The organism is Pseudomonas sp. MWU16-30317, assembly GCF_020515695.1.
Classification (GTDB): Bacteria; Pseudomonadota; Gammaproteobacteria; order Pseudomonadales; family Pseudomonadaceae; genus Aquipseudomonas.
Genome location: NZ_JAIWJA010000002.1, coordinates 221756 through 241079 on the forward strand (window position 1 = coordinate 221756; position 19324 = coordinate 241079).

A 19324-nucleotide genomic window follows, 5' to 3' on the forward strand; every position below is an offset into this window, starting at 1 on the left:
TCCATCAGGAATCTATCAGCTTGGACAATTTAACACTGCGCTACTTCGACGCCGAAATGCGTTACCTGCGCGAAGCCGGCAAGGAGTTCGCAGAAGCATTTCCGGATCGGGCTGCGCAGCTCAATCTGGATAAACCGGGCGCACAAGACCCGTACGTGGAGCGCCTTTTCGAGGGATTTGCCTTCTTGATGGGGCGCTTGCGGGAAAAGCTCGACGATGACCTGCCAGAGCTGACCGAGGGGCTGGTCAGCCTGCTGTGGCCCCACTACTTGCGCACTATTCCTTCCTTGTCCGTGATCGAATTGAGGCCCGAACTGGCGCAGATGAAGGGTAGCGAGCCTATCGGCAAAGGCTTTGAAGTGCTGTCCCAACCTATTGGCCCCCAACGTACCCGCTGTCGTTACACCACCACCCAGGATGTGAGGTTGCAACCGCTGGCCTTGGAGTCAGTGCGCGTGGCCTACGAGCCAGACGGCCGCTCGCTGCTGCGCCTGCGTTTCGCCTGTGGTGTGTTGACAGACTGGAGCCAGACCGATCTCAGCTGCCTGCCGCTGTACCTTAATGCCGATGGGCCGCTGGCCAGTGCATTACATCAAGCGCTGACCCTGAATACCCAAGCGCTGTATGTGCGGTCTTCGAGCCAGCAGGAACGCAAGCGTTTGGATGGCCATTTTGCGCCCAAAGGGTTTGCCGACGAAGATCGCTTGTGGCCCAAGGGCGACAGCGCGTTCAGCGGCTATCAGTTGCTGCTGGAGTACTTCACCTTCCGCGAAAAATTCATGTTCGTGACTCTCTATGGTCTGGAACAACTGGACCTTGGCGCAGGTACTTCCTGGTTCGAGTTGGACGTAGTGCTGCGCGAAGCATGGCCGCAAGAATTCAGCGTGAGCAGCGAGCACGTTCTTCTACATGCGGTGCCTGTAATCAATCTATTCCCGCTGGAGGCCGATCCGCTCGCCTTGGCCTCGCTGCAAACCGACTACCTGCTGCGGCCCATGCGTTTACAGGATGGGCACACCGAAATTTATTCGGTTGACCAGGTCACCGCCTCCAGCAGTGGCGTGCGCCAGGACTATGTCCCATTTACAAGCTTTCGTCACAAGGGCGGCATGCTGCGCGACGATGCACCGGAGCGTTACTTCCACACTCGTTTGAAGCGCTCGGCGAAAGGCTTGCACGACACCTGGCTGATCCTGGGTGGCGATGGCTTTGACAAGGATCGACTGCTTGGCAGCGAAAGCTTGTCACTGAGCCTGACCGGCACCAATGGATTGCTACCGCGTAAAGCGCTGCAAAGCACCTTGCTCGATACCCCGATGCAGGCCACCCCAGTAAGTGTGCGGGTACGCAATTTGTGCGCGCCGAGCTTGCCGCAGTACCCGCCCAACCGTGATCGTTTTCATTGGCGGGTACTCAGCCATCTGGGGTCGAATTTCTTGCCAATGCTTGATAACGCCGAAGTGCTACGCGGTACCTTGGCGCTGTATGACTGGACAGGCAGTGAACTGAACCGCCGTCGCCTGGAGGCCATCGCCGACGTTCGCCATCATCTGGTTCAGCGCTTCGAAAGGGGCTTTCTGCTGCGCGGGGTGGATATCGAAGTCACCTTGGATGCGAACGGTTTTTCAGGAGAGGGCGACATCAGCCTGTTTGGCGAGATGCTCCATCGCTTCTTTGGCCTCTATGCCGATATTCATTTGTTCAACCAGCTCACGCTGATCCTGCAACCTACTGGAAAGTGCCTGCGATGGAACGAAAACCACAGTCAGCGTATTCCCGGCTGAAGGCCGCGGGATTGCTGGAAGCGCTTGACGGGCGGGTCGCCGAGGCCAACCTCTACCGTTTCTGTCAGTTGCTGGAACAGGCTATACCCGGCCATCCGCCCTTGGGCAGTACCACGCACCCTGCTAATGACTCGGTGCGTTTTCGGCCCGATCCCAGCATGGCTTTCCCTGCAGGGGAGTTGAAGGCCATAGAGATCGACGAAGATCATCCTGAACGTCCGGCCACGGTGCGTACTCGTCTATTGGGCCTTTACGGAGTCGATTCACCGATGCCGACAGCCTTCCTGGACGATATCGCTCAGCGTCGCGAAGGCCACGAGGCGCTGGAAGCGTTCCTCGATATATTCAACCACCGAATATTCACTCAGTTCTATCGCATCTGGCGCAAGTACTCCTATCCGGCGACGTTCGAGGCAGGGGGTAGCGATGCCACTTCACAATGCCTGCTGGGGCTGATTGGCCTGGGCATTCCAGGCACCGCCCGGCAGATCGCCACGCCGATATCGCGCTTTCTTGCGCTCCTCAGCGTGATGCGCCTGCCGACGCGCAATGCCGAAGGCATCATGGCGTTGGTCAAGCTGCTGGCTCCCAATACCAGGACCCGAGTGACGCCACACTGGCCGCAGACAGTGACTTTGGCGCAGCCGGCCAGTTTGTCGAGGAGCCACCCTGTGAGCTTGTCCCAGGGCACGCCTTTAGGCAGCGCGGGCTCGGATGCCAATAGCCAGTTGCACCTGGCACTGTTCACCGAAGATCCGATTGAGGCCCGTGACTGGTTGCCGGGCAATCAGTTGCACAACGATCTATTGGTTCTGCTGCGGGTGTACCTGGGCTGGCGCTGCAGCGCAAAACTGCAGTTAACGCTGCCCATGCACAGCCTGCCCAAACCGGTGCTGGGCGATCAGCCGGTCCTGCTGGGCATGACCGGCGTGCTAGGCCTAGGCAGCGAGGTCGGGCAGATCGGCGATCAGCGAACTATCACCATCAACCTGGGCCGATACCAAGGTCTGCACAGCAACCCCCAGTACAGAGAAGCACAGCATGTCGCCTATCGTTTTTAATCTATTGCAGCTTACGGTGTTGAGTGCACTGCTGGGAGGGTGTGGCTTGACCCAGACCGTGACCGACACCAGCACATCTACCGCCAAAGCGATCTTCTACAAGCAAGTGAAGACCCTGCATCTGGACCTTACCGGCCGAGCGGCGCTGAACACCGACATGACCAACATGACAGGGTTGTCCGTGCCCACCCTCGTGAGGGTGTATCAGTTACGCGATAACAAAATCGTCGACAGGGCCACCTATGACAATCTGCTGAATAATGCCGACAACCTGCTGCGTACTGATCTGTTGGACCAGCACACCGTGCTGATCAAGCCCGGGGAAGGGGCCCAAATGGACGTGCCGCTGAACAGAGACGCGCAGTTCGTGACCGTGGTGGCGTTATATCGCACGCCCGACACGCAGGAGAACACTTGGCGCCTGACATTGTCCCGTATTGACCTGGAACCGGACCGCGCACGGGTCATTGAACTGGGTAACAGCCGACTGACCCTGCAACCGTTGACGAAGGAGTAGGTCGTGAGCGAGTTGAATCCTTCGCTGTACGAAATGCTTCTGCAAAACTTTGACGGCGAGCTGGATCTGTACTGCGTCCGAGAGGAGGACCAGCACCTCTTGTCGGTGCTGGACAACGTGCAACGCATTCTCAACAGCCGGGCCGGCACCCTCAGCCATTTACCGGACTACGGCCTACCGGACATGGGCCAGATCCTGCAAGGCTTGCCGGCCGCTGCCCATGGGTTGATGAGCACCCTGACCCATACCTTGCTCAAGTACGAGCCGCGACTGGCAGCAGTGAATATCGGACTGTTGCCACAGGCTGAGCCCGGTCATTTGGAGTACGCCTTGGACGTACAACTCAAAGACGGAGCGCAGGTGACCTTTGGTGCAACTCTGGCCCCGGAAGGCAAAGTGTTAGTGCGTCATCTCAGACGGCAGAACTATCTGTCCAAGTCGTAAACCTGCAAGGGAAAGGAAGCTGGATGACGGCGTTATTTGAAATGCGAATCCGGATCGGCGGTGACCCGCGCGGCTTCGGCGAATTTACCGCGTTGCGCGAGGAGTTGGCCAAATTGAGCCATCCGGCATGCCCGGATATCGACTGGGCTCAGGTCGAGCAGCTGTGCCTGACGTTGTTCCATAACAACGGCGCAGACCTGCAAACCGCAGCGTCCTTTGCATTAGCCCGCTGTCAGCGCCACGGTTTGGAAGGTATGGCGCAAGGCGTGACGGTGATCGAGGCGCTGTGCAGCGAGTGGTCCAATGTATGGCCGCCCATGGCGTCATTGCGCATGGACATCCTAGCCTGGTTGTTCGCCCAGTTGCCGCCTTTGCTGAGGCGCTTGGAGGTTGATACATGGACATTACCCGCGCTCTCACGTTTGGACACTGAGCTGGAGCGGCTGGCTACGCAGTTGGCGCGCCAGCGGCAGGTTCCTCTGGTTACGCTACAGGCGCTGCGTCATCAGATCGGTGGATTGATGGGCCGAGTGGCGCGTAACGGTGCTTCGGCCGATAGATTGCCTATGCCTACCCGGGGCCGGGAACCGGCGTTCGTAATGCCGGTGGTCTTACTGCCAGCGCCCCAGATGCCTGAAATGCCACCTGATGGTTCAAAGCGCAAGCGCCGTATCGCGCTATGGCTGTTTGCGCTGATCGTCATCTTCGTACTGGCCGGCGGGGCTTGGTGGTGGCATTCATTCGCCGGGGCTCAACCACCTCACAGGTCTCTTGAGCCGGTGCGTCTGGACAGTCTGTCGCTGTTCGATGCCGGCAGCAGTGAACTCAAGCCAGGCTCGACCAAGGTGCTGATCAACTCGCTGGTCAACGTCAAGGCTCAGCCGGGCTGGCTGATCCAGATCGTCGGGCACTCCGACACCACAGGCGACGAGAATCAGAATCTTCAGCTGTCATACGCGCGCGCTCGCGCGGTGCGCAATTGGATGCAGCGTATGGGTGACATTCCAGACGATTGTTTCGTTGTGCAAGGTGCTGCCGGTACTCAGCCGATCATCAGCAACCATACGGCGGCGGGGCGAGCCGCCAACCGGCGAGTGGACATCAGTCTTGTGCCGCAAGCGGGTGTTTGTGGCGAGCCGAGCGTGCAGGTCGGCGGACCGATTCGATGAAGGCGTAACAGACATGAAAAAGCCCTCACCGATTACCGGCGAGGGCTTTTTCGTCACGCGCGAATCAGTCTTCGGCTTGAACTTCGTCAGCCTGCATGCCTTTTTGGCCTTGCACTGCAACGAAGCTCACTTTCTGGCCTTCTTTCAGGCTCTTGAAGCCGTTACCCTGGATTGCGCGGAAATGTACGAACAGATCCGGACCGCTCTCTGGAGTGATAAAACCAAAACCCTTTTCGTCGTTAAACCACTTGACGGTACCGCTCTGACGAGTCGACATAGCTTTATTTCCCTTGAAACAGAATTAGTGACAGCTTCTTCCAAATGAAAGAGTACTTGGCTGGTTGCGGGAAAGTTTAGCGCCGTCGAACGGGGATTGTAGCAATGCTCAGAGCTACTGCCCAGGCCACGTACTATAGAGACCCATGCAAACACAGTCGCTAGACTCTACGACAACTCCTGTGACAAAAACAAGCCTGCCAGACCGTGCTTTTAGCGCTTTTCAGCACCTTTTTATTCGCGGTTAATTACCTCTCGCCATTAGCCGCTGTTCGGTCTTTTTCGATTCCGTACAGTGAGTTTCGATATTGAATCGAGACAGTTCCTCTAAGCCCTTGTTAGTGCGAATAAAAGTTTTGAGGCGAAGGTTGTCTGGTCCGCAAGCAGGGTGCACGACCGGCGAGGTCGCCCACCTGCGAAGTGCCTAGCCGCGGTAATAACGCTGAACAACGAAGGGCATCTTGCTGACCTTGACCGCGACGCGCTTGCCGCGCACCACGGCCCACAAGTCGCTGTCCAGCACACTGTGAGCTATATCGACATAGGCCATGGCCACCGGCGCGCCCAAGGTCGGACCGAAGCCGCCGCTGCACACACTGCCCACTACCTTGCCCTCGGCATCTACCACCTCGGCGCCTTCACGCACTGGCGTACGCTCTTGCGGCAGCAGGCCTACGCGCTTGCGGGCGATGCCATCGCGCTGTTGGGCGAAGATCACTTCGGCACCCGGGAAGCCTCCCGCCCGCGCACCATCGCTGCGGCGGGCCTTGGAAATGGCCCACAACAGGCTGGCTTCGATGGGCGTGGTTTCGCTGTTCATGTCATGGCCATACAGGCACAGCCCGGCCTCCAGGCGCAGCGAGTCGCGGGCGCCGAGGCCGATCGCGGCGACCTCCGGCTCGGCCAGCAGGCGGCGGGCCAAGGCTTCGGCGCGTTCGGCGGGTACGGAGATTTCGAAGCCATCTTCACCGGTGTAACCGGAGCGACTGACGTAGCAGTCGCTGCCATCGATGCTGACGGCAGCGAACTGCATGAAGGTCATGGTCGCCACGCCAGGGGCCAGGCGCGCCAGCACGGTAACGGCGGCCGGGCCTTGCAGCGCCAGCAGGGCGCGCTGTTCAAACAGTGGCTCGACGGTGCACTGATCGCCCAGGTGCGCGCGCAGATGGGCCAGGTCTTGGTCCTTGCAGGCGGCGTTGACCACCAGAAACAGCTGGTCATCACCCAGGTTGGCGACCATCAGGTCATCGAGGATGCCACCCTGAGGATTGGTGAACATCGCATAGCGCTGCATGCCCACGGGCAGGTCGATGATGTCCACCGGTACCAGCGCTTCGAGGGCCTTGGCGGCGTTGGCGCCGGTCAGGCGAATCTGGCCCATGTGCGAGACGTCGAACAGGCCAGCCTGTTCGCGGCTGTGCAGGTGTTCCTTCATGACGCCCAGCGGGTATTGCACGGGCATGTCATAACCGGCGAACGGCACCATGCGCGCGCCCAGTTCGAGGTGCAAGGCGTGCAGGGGAGTGTGTTGCAGGGATTCGGTGGACATGGAGATGGTTCCTTGAAAATTGGGCAGGCCCGCGCTCGGTGAGAATTCTATGGTTTCGCGCCAGCTATCCCGGCGTCTTCGCGGGCAAGCCTTGCTCCTACAGCGCGGGTCGTACACCTGTGGGAGCAAGGCTTGCCCGCGAAGAGGCCGGTGCTGCCTGCCCAAAACCATAGAATCCCCACAAGGGAATGTGCGTGAAGTTATGCCTCTTGATACGCCTCGATCGAAGGGCAGGCGCACACCAGATTGCGGTCGCCGAAGACGTTGTCGACGCGGCCCACCGGCGGCCAGTACTTGCTCTGCACTAGCGAGCGCACTGGGTACACGGCCTGTTCGCGACTGTAGGGGTGGGTCCACTCGCCGACGATTTCCTCGGCGGTGTGCGGCGCGTTCTTCAACGGGTTGTCTTCGCTGTCGAGGCTGCCGTTTTCCACCGCGCGGATCTCTTCACGGATGCAGATCATGGCGTCGCAGAAGCGATCGAGCTCGGCGCGGGATTCGCTTTCGGTCGGCTCGATCATCAAGGTGCCGGCCACCGGGAACGACATGGTCGGGGCGTGGAAGCCGAAGTCGATCAGGCGCTTGGCGACGTCATCGACGCTGATGCCGCTGCTGTCCTTCAACGGCCGCAGATCGAGGATGCATTCGTGCGCCACCAGGCCGTTGCTGCCGCTGTACAGCACCGGGTAGTGGGTCTCCAGCCGGCGGGCGATGTAGTTGGCGTTGAGGATCGCCAGCTGCGAAGCGCGCTGAAGGCCGGCGCCGCCCATCATGCGGATGTACATCCAGGTGATCGGCAGGATGCTGGCGCTGCCGAATGGCGCCGCGCACACCGCGCCTTCCTTGCGCGCCATGCTCGCATGGCCGGGCAGGAACGGCGCCAGGTGTGACTTGACGCCGATCGGGCCGACGCCCGGGCCGCCACCGCCGTGGGGGATGCAGAAGGTCTTGTGCAAGTTGAGGTGCGAGACGTCGCCACCGAACTTGCCGGGTGCGCACAGGCCGACCATGGCGTTCATGTTGGCGCCGTCGATGTACACCTGGCCGCCGTTGTCATGCACGATGGCGCAGATCTCGCGGATGCCTTCTTCGAACACGCCGTGGGTCGACGGGTAGGTGATCATCAGTGCGGCGAGCTGGTCGCGGTGCTGCACGGCCTTGGCGCGCAGGTCTTCGATATCGACGTTGCCGCGGGCGTCACACGCGGTGACCACCACACGCATCCCGGCCATGTTGGCGGTAGCGGGGTTGGTACCATGGGCCGATGACGGGATCAGGCACACGTCACGGCGCTCGTCGCCGCGGCTCAGGTGGTAGGCACGAATGGCCAGCAAGCCGGCGTACTCACCTTGTGAGCCAGCGTTGGGCTGCAGCGACACAGCGTCATAGCCGGTGGCGGCGCAGAGCATGGCCTCCAGCTCGTCGGTGAGCATCTGGTAGCCCTGGCTTTGTTCGGCGGGAGCGAACGGGTGCAGGCTACCGAACTCCGGCCAGGTGATCGGGATCATCTCGCTGGCGGCATTGAGCTTCATGGTGCACGAACCCAGGGGGATCATGGTGCGGTCCAGCGCCAGGTCCTTGTCGGCCAGGCGGCGCAGGTAGCGCATCAGCTCGGTTTCGGAATGGTAGCGGTTGAACACTTCATGGCTGAGGATGGCCGACTGGCGCACCAGCGCGGCAGGCAGGCGATCACTGTAGCTCTGCGCCAGCGCGTCGAAGTCAGGTAGCCCCTGGCCGTCGGCAAACACCTGCCACAGCGCCTGTACATCGGCCTGGGTGGTGGTTTCGTCCAGCGACAGGCCCAGACGAGCCGCGTCGATGATCCGCAGATTGATGCCGGCCGCGGTGGCTTTTGCATGCAGCGCGGCAGTGGCATCGCCGGTGGCGAAAGTCAGGGTGTCGAAGAAGTATTCCTGCTCGGCGTGCACGCCCAGCGCGCTCAGGCCCTGGGCCAGCACTGCGGTCAGGCCGTGGACGCGGCGGGCGATCTGCTGCAGGCCTGCCGGGCCGTGATACACGGCGTAGGTGCTGGCGATGTTGGCCAGCAACACCTGGGCGGTGCAGATGTTGCTGGTGGCCTTTTCGCGGCGGATGTGCTGCTCGCGGGTCTGCATGGCCAGGCGCAGGGCGGTCTTGCCGTGGCGGTCGATGGACACTCCCACCAAGCGCCCGGGCATGTCGCGCTTGAACGCGTCGCGGGTGGCGAAGTAGGCGGCGTGCGGGCCACCAAAGCCCAACGGCACGCCGAAACGCTGGGCGCTGCCCAGGGCCACGTCGGCACCGAATTCGCCGGGCGGAGTCAGCAAGGTCAGGGCCAGCAGATCGGCCGCCACGGCGACCAGCGCGTTGGCGTCGTGAAAGCGCTGGATCAGGGCGGTGTAGTCGTACACGTCGCCGTTGGTGGCAGGGTACTGCAGCAGGGCGCCGAAATAGTCGCTCAGATCACCGAGTTGCTGTTCGTCGGCCACCACCACTTCGATACCCAAGGGTTCGGCGCGGGTACGCAGCACGTCCAGCGTTTGCGGGTGGCAATGCTGCGAAGCGAAGAACGCACGGCCCTGTTTGTTTTTGCTCAAGCGCTTGCAGAAGGTCATGGCTTCGGCGGCGGCGGTGGCTTCGTCGAGCAGGGACGCGTTGGAGATCGGCAGGCCGCTGAGGTCGCTGATCAGGGTCTGGAAGTTGAGCAGCGCTTCGAGACGGCCTTGGGAAATCTCCGGCTGGTAAGGCGTGTAGGCGGTGTACCAGGCTGGGTTTTCCAGCAGGTTGCGCAAGATCGGCGCCGGCGTGTGGCAGTTGTAGTAGCCCTGGCCGATGTAGGTCTTGAACAGTTGGTTGTGGCCGGCGATGGCCTTGATAGCGGCAAGGGCTTGAGCCTCGCTCTGGCCTTCGGACAGCTCCAGCACGCTGGTGCCCTTGATCGATTCCGGGATCACGCTGGCGCTCAAGGCCTGCAGCGAATCGAAGCCGAGGGTGGCGAGCATGGCCTGTTCGTCCTCGGCGCGCGGGCCGATGTGACGGGCGATGAATTCGTTGGCGGTGTTCAGAGGCGTGCGCAGGGTCATGACGGATTCCTTAGCCTTGGGCGCTGATCAAGTTGTCATAGGCTAGCTGATCGAGCAGCGTATCGAGTTGACCGGCGTCGGCCGGTACGAAACGGAAGAACCAGCCATCGCCCAGCGGCGCGTCGTTGACCAGCTCCGGGGTGGCATCCAGGGCGCTGTTGACCTCGACCACTTCGCCGTCCAGGGGCATGTTGATGCTGCTGGCGGCCTTGACCGATTCCACCACCGAGACTTCGGCGTGCTGGCTATAACTGGCCAGGTCCGGGAGCTGCACGAAAACCACGTCGCCCAAGGCGTTCTGGGCGAAGGCGGTAATGCCGACGGTGACGCTGCCATCGGCTTCCAGACGCAGCCATTCGTGCTCCACGGTAAAACGCAACTCGCTCATTCAAACTCCTCAGGGGCAGCGCTATGGGCTGGCCAATGCAAAGGTGGCCCGGGCGTGCTCGGGCTGATCTGGGAGCATTGTTTGCAAGTTTGTTGCCAAGTGGGTGCGGGTGTCGGAAACAGCGGGGTCGGGGGCGTTTTGGCGACTGACAGAGCAGGGCAGGCTGGAACGAAATCGATACGGTAGAAGGGGATTTATAAACTGGCGACTATTCAGCGCCTTACCGGCGGGCCTTGTGAGGCTGTTGGAATGATTTCGATACGATGTAACGAATTCGTTCCGGGCCGGATGCCGCACTAGGCATCCTTGTAAAGCCCGTACTTGCGCAACCGATGCGCAATCGCCGTATGGGAAGTCTGCAATCGCGCCGCCAACTGCCGAGTGGAGGGGTAGTTGACGTAGAGCTTCTCCAGCAGCGCTTTCTCGAAGCCTTCCACGGCCTGCTCCAGGCTGTCGATCTCGATATCGCTCTGACGCGCGACCGAGGTGCCGGCGATGTCCAGGTCGCCGATGTCCACCAAGGTGCTCTCGCAGATGGCTGCCGCGCGGAAGATGACGTTTTGCAACTGACGCACGTTGCCCGGCCAGCGGTTGCCCAGTAGCGCGGGATAGGTGCCCGGCGCCAGGCGGCACAGCGGCCGCTGGATCTGGGTGCAAGCCTGCTGCATGAAATAGCGCGCCAGCATCAGGATGTCCTGGCCGCGTTCACGCAGCGGCGGTACCTCCAGTGACAGCACGTTGAGGCGGTAGTAGAGGTCTTCGCGAAAGGTGCCTTCGGCGACCATCTTTTGCAGGTTGCGATGGGTGGCGCTGAGGATGCGCACGTCGACCTTGACCTCGCGGTCGCCGCCGACTCGCCGGAAGCTGCCGTCATTGAGGAAGCGCAGGAGCTTGGCTTGCAGGTAGGGCGACATTTCGCCGATCTCGTCGAGAAACACCGTGCCCTGGTTGGCCAGCTCCATCAGCCCCGGCTTGCCGCCCCGCTGAGCGCCGGTAAAGGCGCCGGGGGCATAGCCGAACAGCTCGCTCTCGGCGAGATTTTCCGGCAGCGCCGCGCAGTTGAGCGCCAGGAACGGCGAGCTGTGGCGTGCGCTGATGGCATGGCAGCCGCGGGCGACCAGTTCCTTGCCGGTACCGGTCTCGCCTTGGATCAGCAATGGCGCATCAAGGGCCGCCACGCGCAGCGCGCGGGTCTTGAGGGTACGGATGGGCGGTGATTCGCCCAGCAGCGAGTCGAAGCCTTCGGCATGATCATGGTGCAGCGCGGCCAGGCGTTCGCCCATGCGATTAGGTGGGTAGAGGGTCACCAAAGCACCAGCGTCGGTGATCGGCGTGGCATCGAGCAGCAGCGTCTGGCCATTGATCAGCACTTCGCGCAGCGGCAGCCGAAAGCCTTGCTCGATCAGGATAGCCAGCAGTTCATTGTCGCCCAGCAACTGGCCGAGGAATTCATCGCGCGGGTCGCGGCCATAGAGCGCGATCAACGCCGGATTGGCCAGCAGCACGCGCCCGGCGCTGTCCAGCGCCAATACCGGATCGGCCATGGCCGCCAGCAGGGCTTCGAGTTGCAGGTGACGACGCTGGCCCGGCAGCATATCGACCACCGTCACCGCCTGCACACCGCGCACGCTGAGCAAGGCATGGTGAAGCTCCTCGAGCACTTGGGGGCTCAGGGTTGGCGCGTCGATATAGACATTCGGCGGGACCATCTCCACGGCATCCAGGTTGAGGTTGCGAGCCCCAAGTAACGCCAGTACTTCCTGGGTGATACCGACTCGGTCGATGAAGCTGACGTGGATGCGCATGGGCTAGCAGAGGTTCTGGACAGCAGGGACGGGCAGTATGCCTTGGCGGGGTGAGTATTGGAAAATAGCTGTGATTCAACAGGGCATTATGCAAACCGCACTGGCCCTTCGGAGCCCAGCCTTGCTCCCACCCGTTTCAGGATCTGTTTGCACTGTGGGAGCAACGCTTGCTCGCGAAGAGACTGGCCGCAGCGACGCCACTCTCAGACACGCTCGGTATTCACCGGATCACCCGAATGTCGACCAAGTTTGCTGCGCACATCCTCGAACATCGCATCGTATTGCTTGTGCACCGCTATCGGCAGCACCTTGGCCTTGGGCAGCCCGTGTTTGTGGGCGATGCGTTCGGCATTGCTGGCGAAATTGCAGGCCATGTCCTGAGGCAGGTCGAATTGGTCTTCGAACCCCTTGCCGTCGATCTGGCCGCTGATGTCGAAGTGCATCAACGCGCCGCGCTCGGCGTCGGTGCGCACTTCGTACTTGAGGTGGATGTCATAGCCGACTTCGTCAGGAAGCAGCTTGGCGTGCTGGAGGTGCAGATGACCGGGTTCGAACATGGGAAGGGTTCTCCTGGGCTGATGCGTGCAGGATAGACCCTTGCCGAAGGCTGTGGTTCAGCACGGCGATCAGCTGCGGCGTTCTTCGGGCCGCGACCAGATCCACAGATTGACCAGCACCATGCCGCCAATGGCCGCATAGAGGAACCACAGGTGCTTGAGGGTCAGCCACATCACCACGCTGCAGATCAGCATGCTCACGGTGGCGCTGACCTTGGCCTTGCGCGTGATGATCTTGCCATCGCGCCAGTTGGTGATGATCGGACCAAACAGCCGATGGTTCTCCAGCCAAGCGCTCAAGGCCGGCGAGCTGCGGGTCGCGGCCCAGGCGGCCAGGAGGACGAACTCGGTCGTCGGCAAGCCGGGGATGACGATGGCGATCAGGCCGATGGTCAGGCTTGTGTAGGCCAGTACGCCATACAGCACACGAGCGATCTTGGAGCGGGGCGGCCTAGGGTTGTCCATGGAGTCCAGGTTGATCACGCCGAGACGTTGCATTCGGCGGCGTAGGTGTATTGCAACAGTACGTGCAGGCGGGAAAAGGCGTCGAGTGCGGCTTGATCGGCTTCGGCTTCTGCGGCCTCGCTGAACGCCAGCGCGTCGAACACCGCGTTGAACGCTTTCCAGCCCTTGGCACGGCCGCCTTCGGGTTCGGCCAAGTGACGGGCACCGAACGCTTCGGTGAAACCGAGGGCATTGGCACGCTTGATCAGGATGGCGGCGCCGAGTTTAGACCCTTCCGAGACACGAATCCAGGTAAGCGCGGTGGCCTGGCTGGGGTGGTTCAGAGCGCTCGGCAGTGGTGCCGGCACTGGCAAGCCAAGATCGGCAAGGTCGGCCTTGGCGGCATCGGCGCGACAGCGCTCGGGCAGGTCGGGGAACAGCGCGACCAGCGCCGGATCGTTGTACAGATGCTGCAGTTCGGCCTGGAACAGGTACTGCATCTGCACGAAATGGCCGTAGCTTTCGACGCTGTCGAAGGGGGCATAGCCGGCGACGACCTGCTCGAGCTCGTCGTGCAGGCTGTGACTCAGTGCACGCAGGCGCGCCGAGCGCAGAGGAGTGGCGTTTTGGGCCTGTTCGATGACAGTCATGGTCGAATCCTTGGAAAAATGGCGGTGCTGTATTAACCAGACGAATGAGGCGCCGCTCTCGGTAAAAATAGCGGGAAATGTTGCCTTCGGCTGGCATGGCAGAGGGCAGCCTGTACCGCGAGCCATCGGTGCTCGCGGTACAGTGCCACGAATCAGAGGTCCCAGACCAGATTGATTGCGAAGTTGCGGCCGGGTTCGCTGAGGCGCTCGATATTGGCGGGGGCCAGTACGCCGGCTTCGCCGACGCCGTCGTAGCCACGGACATCGTCCCACTGCCAGTATTTCTTGTTGGCAAGGTTATAGATCCCGCCACTCACAGTCAGATCCGAGGTGAGCTTGTAAAAGCCGGTCAGATCGACCACGCCGTAACCTGGTGGATGGAATTTGTTGGCGCCATCCGGAGCGTAGAACGTGCTGTCGTCGACGCGGGTTTTGCGCTTGACCAGCGTCCAGGCCAGCTCGCCGCCGTATTTGGGCTGGCTGTAGCCCAGGCCCATCACCGTGGTGAACGGATTTACGGTGTTCAGTGGCTCGCCCGTGTCCTGATTTTCCCCCCACAGATAGGCCATCGAACCTCTGGCGTACAGGCCTTGTGGTGCGCCGAAGCGGTCGAGGTCGAGGCGGCCCTTCAACTCGGCCCCTTTGATGACTGCGTGCTTGACGTTGTTCGCCTGGAACGTCAGCTCTTCGGCGCCGTTGGTGACATTGTCTTCGTCGATGAAGTTTTTGTACTGGTTATAGAACACTGCCAGGTCGAACGAGCCAGCGTCAAAGCTGCCCCGCAAGCCGGTTTCATAGCTGCGGCTTTCTTCCGGCTTGAGCCCCGGGTTGGGTTTGACGATGTAGCCGGTCGCCGTGTTTTCAAAGCGGCCATACAAGGACTTTGCCGAGGGTGTGCGGAAGCCTTCGGCATACTGGCCATACCAGGTGTAATGCTCGTCGAACGCGTAGGTCACGCCGAAGCTGGGTGTGAACTTGTGCCAGTTTCTGGTCGAGTCGTCGAAGACGTCGTCGGGATCGGCTGCCACCGATGCCAGGAAGGCATCGGTCCCATGTGGCTTGAGGCTGGTGTAGCTGTAGCGCAGGCCCGGAGTGAAGGTCCACTGGTTCCAGCTGATCTGGTCCTGAGCGAACAGCGCGTAGGTATCGACGATTGGATCCGGGAAGTCGCTGACCTTAGCGAGCGCCGAGGTCGCCAATGAGCCGCCGACGCCCACGGCGCGGCACGCTCCTGTTGCGGTCAGGCAGGTGGCGGTCCCGCTGCGCGAGCCAGTGACTTTCTGACGCTTGAAATGAGTGCCGTAGGTCAGCAGATGGTCGCTGTCGCCGATGCGCAAGGCCTTGTCAGCCTGGGCGTCGAGGACCCATTGGCGCTCCTGGTAAACCGTGTCGCGGGTACGCAGCACGGTGTAGGCGAATGGGAAATAGATTTCCTCGGTGCGCTGATCGGTCTTGGCCAACTGGTAGTTGAAGCTCCATTTGATGTGGTCAGCCACGGCGGAATCCAGGGCGAAGTCGTGAGTGACGCCAAAGCGTTCGCGACTGATCGTGTCGCTGCCCTGTCGAGTGCGGTACATGCCCAGGCCGGTTCCGTTGGCCTGGAACGGCCCGCCCACGGCACTCAACTGGTTGGTATCCACATCACTCTTGTACTTCTCGTAAGTGAACGCCAGCCGGCTTTCATCGGCGTAGTTCCAGCCCACCTTGGCCAGCACGTTGGTCTTGCGCGCGTCTTCAGGATTCGCCTCGGTACGGTTCAGGCCGGTACCGCCATGTTCGCCATAGGACTCGGTCTCATGGCCATCGCGCTGGCTGAAATGCAAGAGCCCATCGAAGTCACCGCTGCGCCCGGCAAATGTGCCGGACTTCAACCAGCTGTCATCCTTGGAGCTGTAGCCGGTCTTCAGGCGTGCGCCGTAGTCCTGGCCCGGCTTGATGATGTCCTCGGGGTCGAGGGTGAAGTAGCTGACCGCGCCGCCAATGGCACTGCTGCCGTATAACACCGAGGCGGGGCCGCGCAGGATCTCCACGCGCTTGATGATTTCCGGATCGACGTAGTTGCGCTCGGTCTGAGCGTAAGGGCCGTTGAAAAAGCTGTCGGGAACTTCGACGCCGTCCACCTGAGTGAGGATGCGGTTGCCATCGATGCCGCGGATGTTGTAGCCGGTGGTACCCGCGCGGTTGCCTGCGCCCCCGACCGAAACGCCCGGCTCATAGCGCACCAGGTCACGAATGTCGTTGACGTTCTGGCGGTCCAGCGCCTCGCGGGTGTGCACGGTGACGGTGGCGGGCACCTTGCTGACGTCCTCAGCCTGACGCGTCGCACTCACCGTGATCTCCTGCAACGCCAGGGCCGAGCTGCGGCTGCGCTCCAGCACGATGTTGGTGTCACCCAGCTTGCGATAGCTGAGGCCGGTGCCCAGCAGCAGGCGTTCGAGCGCCTTGTCGGGCGTCAAGGCACCCTTGACGCCGGGTGAGGAGACCCCCTGTGCCAGTTCCGCTGGCAGGCCCACTTGCCAGCCGGTGACCTGGCTGAAATTGTTCAGCGCGGCGACCAAGGGCTGCTGGGCGATGGCGAACGAGTAGGTACCGACCTGCCGGCGCACAGCCGAACCAGCATCGGCAGCGATGACGGGCAGCGCGATGCCGGCGCAGAGCAGGGCGACGGTGAGGACGGACAGCGTGTGAGCGCGGTGGTACGAACCTGATGGCATGAAAAGGTGTTCCCTGGCACGGGTAATAGTGAATGATTCGAATGGGAATCAATTGCATCGACTAAGACTAGACGTGCCAGGGAAACGATTGCGTAAAAATAATTGGCGTGGCTGGAGTTGTGCAGTGGTGCTGATGAGTCTTCGCGGGCAAGCACAGGCGCGGCAAATGTCAGTTGAGAATCACCAACCCCGGATACTCCTGCAGCCTGGCCGAGGTCACATGCGCTAGCGAACGCAACACATCCCGCGGTTGATCCAGGCGATAGTTGCCGGTGACCTTCAGGGCGTCCAGCTGGGCATTGCGGCTGACGATCCAGCCAGGGTAATAGCGGCGCAACTCGGTCAGCACCTCGCCCAACGGGCGGTCTTCGAACACCAGGCGGCCTTGCACCCAGGCCAGGTCAACCGCCGGGTCCATGTGTTCGCGCCGAGCGAAGCCCTGGGGGCCGATGCGGATACTGTCACCGGCGCTCAGGCGCAGGCTTTGGGTATCGTTGGCTTGCAAGTCGACATTGCCGCGCTGCACCTTGACCTGGGCCTCACCGTCCAGGTAGCTCACCGCGAACGCGGTGTCATGCACGCTGGCCAGCACCGGGCCGGCCTGGACCTCCAGCGGCAACGCCGGGTTGCCATTGACTTCGAAGAACGCCTCGCCTTGCAGCAGTCGGGTGCGGTGGTGATCGATATCGAAAGTCGAGGCGATGGCCGAATGGGTGTTGAGCAGCACCTTGGAGCCGTCCGGCAGTTCCAGCCGCTGACGCTCGCCCACCTGGGTCAGATGATCGGCTTGCAGGCGCATCGGCAGATTGCTGAAGCTCAATATGCCGACTACCAGCACGGCCGCTGTCGCCAAGGGTTTCCAGTAAGCCGCCAGGCGCCGAGGCAGGTGTGGCGTGCGCCGCGTCTGTAAGATCTCCGCCGCCTGGCGCACTGATGGCCCCTGCCATAACGCGGCGGCTTTGGCGAACGCGGCCGCATGTTCGGGCGCGGCCACTAGCCAGGCATCGAAAGCCACGCACTCTTCAGCGCTGGGGCTTTCGAGGCGGATCAGCCAGTCCAGCGCTTGATCGACGGCCGGATCCAGCTCGCCACTGCAGGTGTGGGTGGCTGCCCCAGACGCGGGCAGGGTGTCAGGATCAATCAAGACGGTTCCTCGGCAGCGAGTGCCAGATCAGATTCATGGCGCTTCCATGCGCTCGGCGATACCCATGCAGATGGCCATGATCAATTTGAGTTCCTTCTGCACCGTGCTGGCCGATACCTGAAGCGCTTCGGCGATGTCGACATAGCTGGCACCCTGCAGGCGGCTGAGGATGAAAATCCGTTGCTGGCGTTCGCTCAGCTTCGACAGGCTGCTGCTCAGGCGTTGCAGCAATTGCTCGGCATGGGCGGCATCTTCGGCGCAACTTCCGGGCGCTGCAACATTATGTAGCACATCTGTAGACACATCTTCCAGCAGCGTACGTTCCTGCAGGCGCCGTGCGCGCAGGTGATCGAGGGCCAGATTGCGTGCGGTCTGGAACACGAACGGCTCCAGGTGGGTGATGGGGCGCTCGTTCAGCGCCCGCGCGACCCGCAGGTAGGTCTCCTGCAGCAGGTCTTCGGCGGTGCTGGGGTTGTCGACCATGCGCTGCAAGGTGCGCAGCAGCACCAGGCGCTGGGCGATGAACACCGAGTTGAAGTGGGACTGGCTCACGGGAATACCGAACGACGAGGTAGCGGATGATAATGCTTATCATCCGCTACTCGCGTCAAGCGTTGCCTGAACCTTTACCTGGGGAAATCGTCACTCGGCGGAGCAGAGTGCCAGGCAGTTGTCGAGCATGCGGTTGGAGAAACCCCATTCGTTGTCGTACCAGGCCATGACCTTGACCAGTTTGCCGTTGGTCTTGGTGTGATTGGCGTCGAAGATCGACGACAGCGGGTTGTGATTGAAATCGGTAGAGACCAGCGGCAGGGTGTTGTAGCCCAGAATCTTCGATTGTTCACTGGCCTGCTTGAGCAGCGCGTTGATCTCTTCGCTGCTGGCCTGTTTGCCGACATTGAGGGTCAGGTCGACCAGCGACACATTGATCACCGGTACGCGTACCGACATGCCGGTCAGCTTGCCCGCCAGTTCCGGCAGCACCAGGCCCACGGCCTCGGCGGCACCGGTCTTGCTCGGGATCATCGACTGGGTGGCCGAGCGCGCGCGGTACGGGTCGGTGTGGTACACGTCGATCAGGTTCTGGTCGTTGGTATAGGCGTGAATGGTGGTCATCAGGCCTTGCTCGATGCCCAGCTCGCGGTGCAGTACCTGGGCGACCGGGGCCAGGCAGTTGGTGGTGCACGAGGCGTTGGAGATGATCTGGTGCGACTGGCGCAGCACGTTATGGTTGACGCCGTACACAACGGTGGCATCGGCGCCCTTGGCCGGTGCGGAGATAATCACTTTGCGGGCACCGGCTGTCAGGTGCGCGGCGGCCTTGTCGCGGTCGGTGAAGAAACCGGTGCATTCGAATACCACATCGATCTGCTGGGCCTTCCACGGCAGCTCGGCCGGATTGCGAATGGCGCTGACCGTAATACGGTCACCATTGACGGTAAGACTTTCTTCATCATGCTCTACCGTGGCGTCGAACGTGCCGTGTACGGTGTCGTACTTGAGCAGATGAGCGTTGATCTTGCTGTCACCCAAATCGTTGATGGCGACGACTTGCAGGTGCTGGCGATAGTCTTGGGTATACAGTGCACGGAGGACGTTACGACCGATGCGTCCAAAACCGTTGATTGCGATGCGAATAGTCATGGGGTACCTACTGTCAGACAGATTGTAAGGTGATCGGGCCACGAGCGCACGGGACACTGAATCTGGTTTTGTTGTTGGAATTACAAGATTATTCGCATAGAAATAGAAAACAAGCC

At 61.5% G+C, this 19324-nt stretch carries 17 protein-coding genes; 5 read left to right on the forward strand and 12 right to left on the reverse strand.

What is annotated here, in order from left to right:
* The first annotated feature begins 14 nt into the window (after positions 1–14).
* Genes tssF through LIX93_RS05765 form a run of 5 tightly spaced genes read left to right on the forward strand, consistent with a single transcriptional unit; the run spans position 15 to position 4975 of the window.
* Positions 15–1784 (forward strand): type VI secretion system baseplate subunit TssF, encoded by a 1770-nt coding sequence (tssF, locus tag LIX93_RS05745; protein WP_226503675.1) that lies wholly within the window; start codon positions 15–17, stop codon positions 1782–1784.
* Positions 1748–2845, forward strand: coding sequence for a type VI secretion system baseplate subunit TssG (gene tssG, locus LIX93_RS05750; RefSeq protein ID WP_226503052.1), 1098 nt, complete (start codon positions 1748–1750; stop codon positions 2843–2845). The genes tssF and tssG overlap by 37 nt, the downstream gene beginning before the upstream one ends.
* Complete coding sequence (tssJ, locus tag LIX93_RS05755; protein ID WP_226503053.1) at positions 2826–3362, forward strand: type VI secretion system lipoprotein TssJ; 537 nt, start codon at positions 2826–2828, stop codon at positions 3360–3362. The genes tssG and tssJ overlap by 20 nt, the downstream gene beginning before the upstream one ends.
* A gap of 3 nt (positions 3363–3365) precedes the next feature.
* Complete coding sequence (tssE, locus tag LIX93_RS05760; protein ID WP_226503054.1) at positions 3366–3806, forward strand: type VI secretion system baseplate subunit TssE; 441 nt, start codon at positions 3366–3368, stop codon at positions 3804–3806.
* 23 nt (positions 3807–3829) lie between these two features.
* Positions 3830–4975, forward strand: a complete 1146-nt coding sequence (locus LIX93_RS05765; protein WP_226503055.1) for a type VI secretion system ImpA family N-terminal domain-containing protein — start codon at positions 3830–3832, stop codon at positions 4973–4975.
* Positions 4976–5039: 64 nt separating this feature from the next.
* Here the strand turns inward: LIX93_RS05765 and LIX93_RS05770 are convergent, their stop codons facing one another.
* The 12 genes from LIX93_RS05770 to gap all read right to left on the reverse strand — a co-directional run bounded on the left by LIX93_RS05770 (position 5040) and on the right by gap (position 19208).
* Positions 5040–5252 carry a cold-shock protein gene (locus LIX93_RS05770; protein WP_226503056.1) on the reverse strand — a complete coding sequence of 71 codons (213 nt, stop codon included), beginning with the start codon at positions 5250–5252 and terminating at the stop codon, positions 5040–5042.
* A 423-nt stretch (positions 5253–5675) separates the two neighbouring features.
* Positions 5676–6800, reverse strand: coding sequence for a glycine cleavage system aminomethyltransferase GcvT (gene gcvT / locus LIX93_RS05775; RefSeq protein ID WP_226503057.1), 1125 nt, complete (start codon positions 6798–6800; stop codon positions 5676–5678).
* A gap of 200 nt (positions 6801–7000) precedes the next feature.
* Positions 7001–9862, reverse strand: coding sequence for an aminomethyl-transferring glycine dehydrogenase (gene gcvP, locus LIX93_RS05780; protein WP_226503058.1), 2862 nt, complete (start codon positions 9860–9862; stop codon positions 7001–7003).
* Between the two features lie 10 nt (positions 9863–9872).
* Positions 9873–10250, reverse strand: coding sequence for a glycine cleavage system protein GcvH (gene gcvH, locus LIX93_RS05785; RefSeq protein ID WP_226503059.1), 378 nt, complete (start codon positions 10248–10250; stop codon positions 9873–9875).
* 296 nt (positions 10251–10546) lie between these two features.
* Positions 10547–12055 carry a sigma-54-dependent transcriptional regulator gene (locus LIX93_RS05790; protein ID WP_226503060.1) on the reverse strand — a complete coding sequence of 503 codons (1509 nt, stop codon included), beginning with the start codon at positions 12053–12055 and terminating at the stop codon, positions 10547–10549.
* Between the two features lie 203 nt (positions 12056–12258).
* A complete protein-coding gene (locus tag LIX93_RS05795; RefSeq protein WP_226503061.1) occupies positions 12259–12612 on the reverse strand; it encodes a DUF5064 family protein in 354 nt (117 codons plus the stop codon).
* Between the two features lie 69 nt (positions 12613–12681).
* Complete coding sequence (locus LIX93_RS05800; protein ID WP_226503062.1) at positions 12682–13110, reverse strand: YbaN family protein; 429 nt, start codon at positions 13108–13110, stop codon at positions 12682–12684.
* A complete protein-coding gene (locus LIX93_RS05805; protein ID WP_226503063.1) occupies positions 13092–13706 on the reverse strand; it encodes a biliverdin-producing heme oxygenase in 615 nt (204 codons plus the stop codon). Before LIX93_RS05805 ends, LIX93_RS05800 begins: the two co-directional genes overlap by 19 nt.
* A 152-nt stretch (positions 13707–13858) precedes the next feature.
* Complete coding sequence (locus tag LIX93_RS05810) at positions 13859–16420, reverse strand: TonB-dependent receptor (RefSeq protein ID WP_226503064.1); 2562 nt, start codon at positions 16418–16420, stop codon at positions 13859–13861.
* Between the two features lie 169 nt (positions 16421–16589).
* Positions 16590–17546, reverse strand: coding sequence for a FecR domain-containing protein (locus LIX93_RS05815; RefSeq protein WP_226503676.1), 957 nt, complete (start codon positions 17544–17546; stop codon positions 16590–16592).
* Positions 17547–17597: 51 nt separating this feature from the next.
* Positions 17598–18116: a sigma-70 family RNA polymerase sigma factor gene (locus LIX93_RS05820; RefSeq protein ID WP_226503065.1), complete on the reverse strand. Its 519-nt coding sequence runs from the start codon at positions 18114–18116 to the stop codon at positions 17598–17600.
* 90 nt (positions 18117–18206) lie between these two features.
* Positions 18207–19208, reverse strand: coding sequence for a type I glyceraldehyde-3-phosphate dehydrogenase (gene gap, locus LIX93_RS05825; RefSeq protein ID WP_226503066.1), 1002 nt, complete (start codon positions 19206–19208; stop codon positions 18207–18209).
* Positions 19209–19324 lie beyond the last annotated feature (116 nt).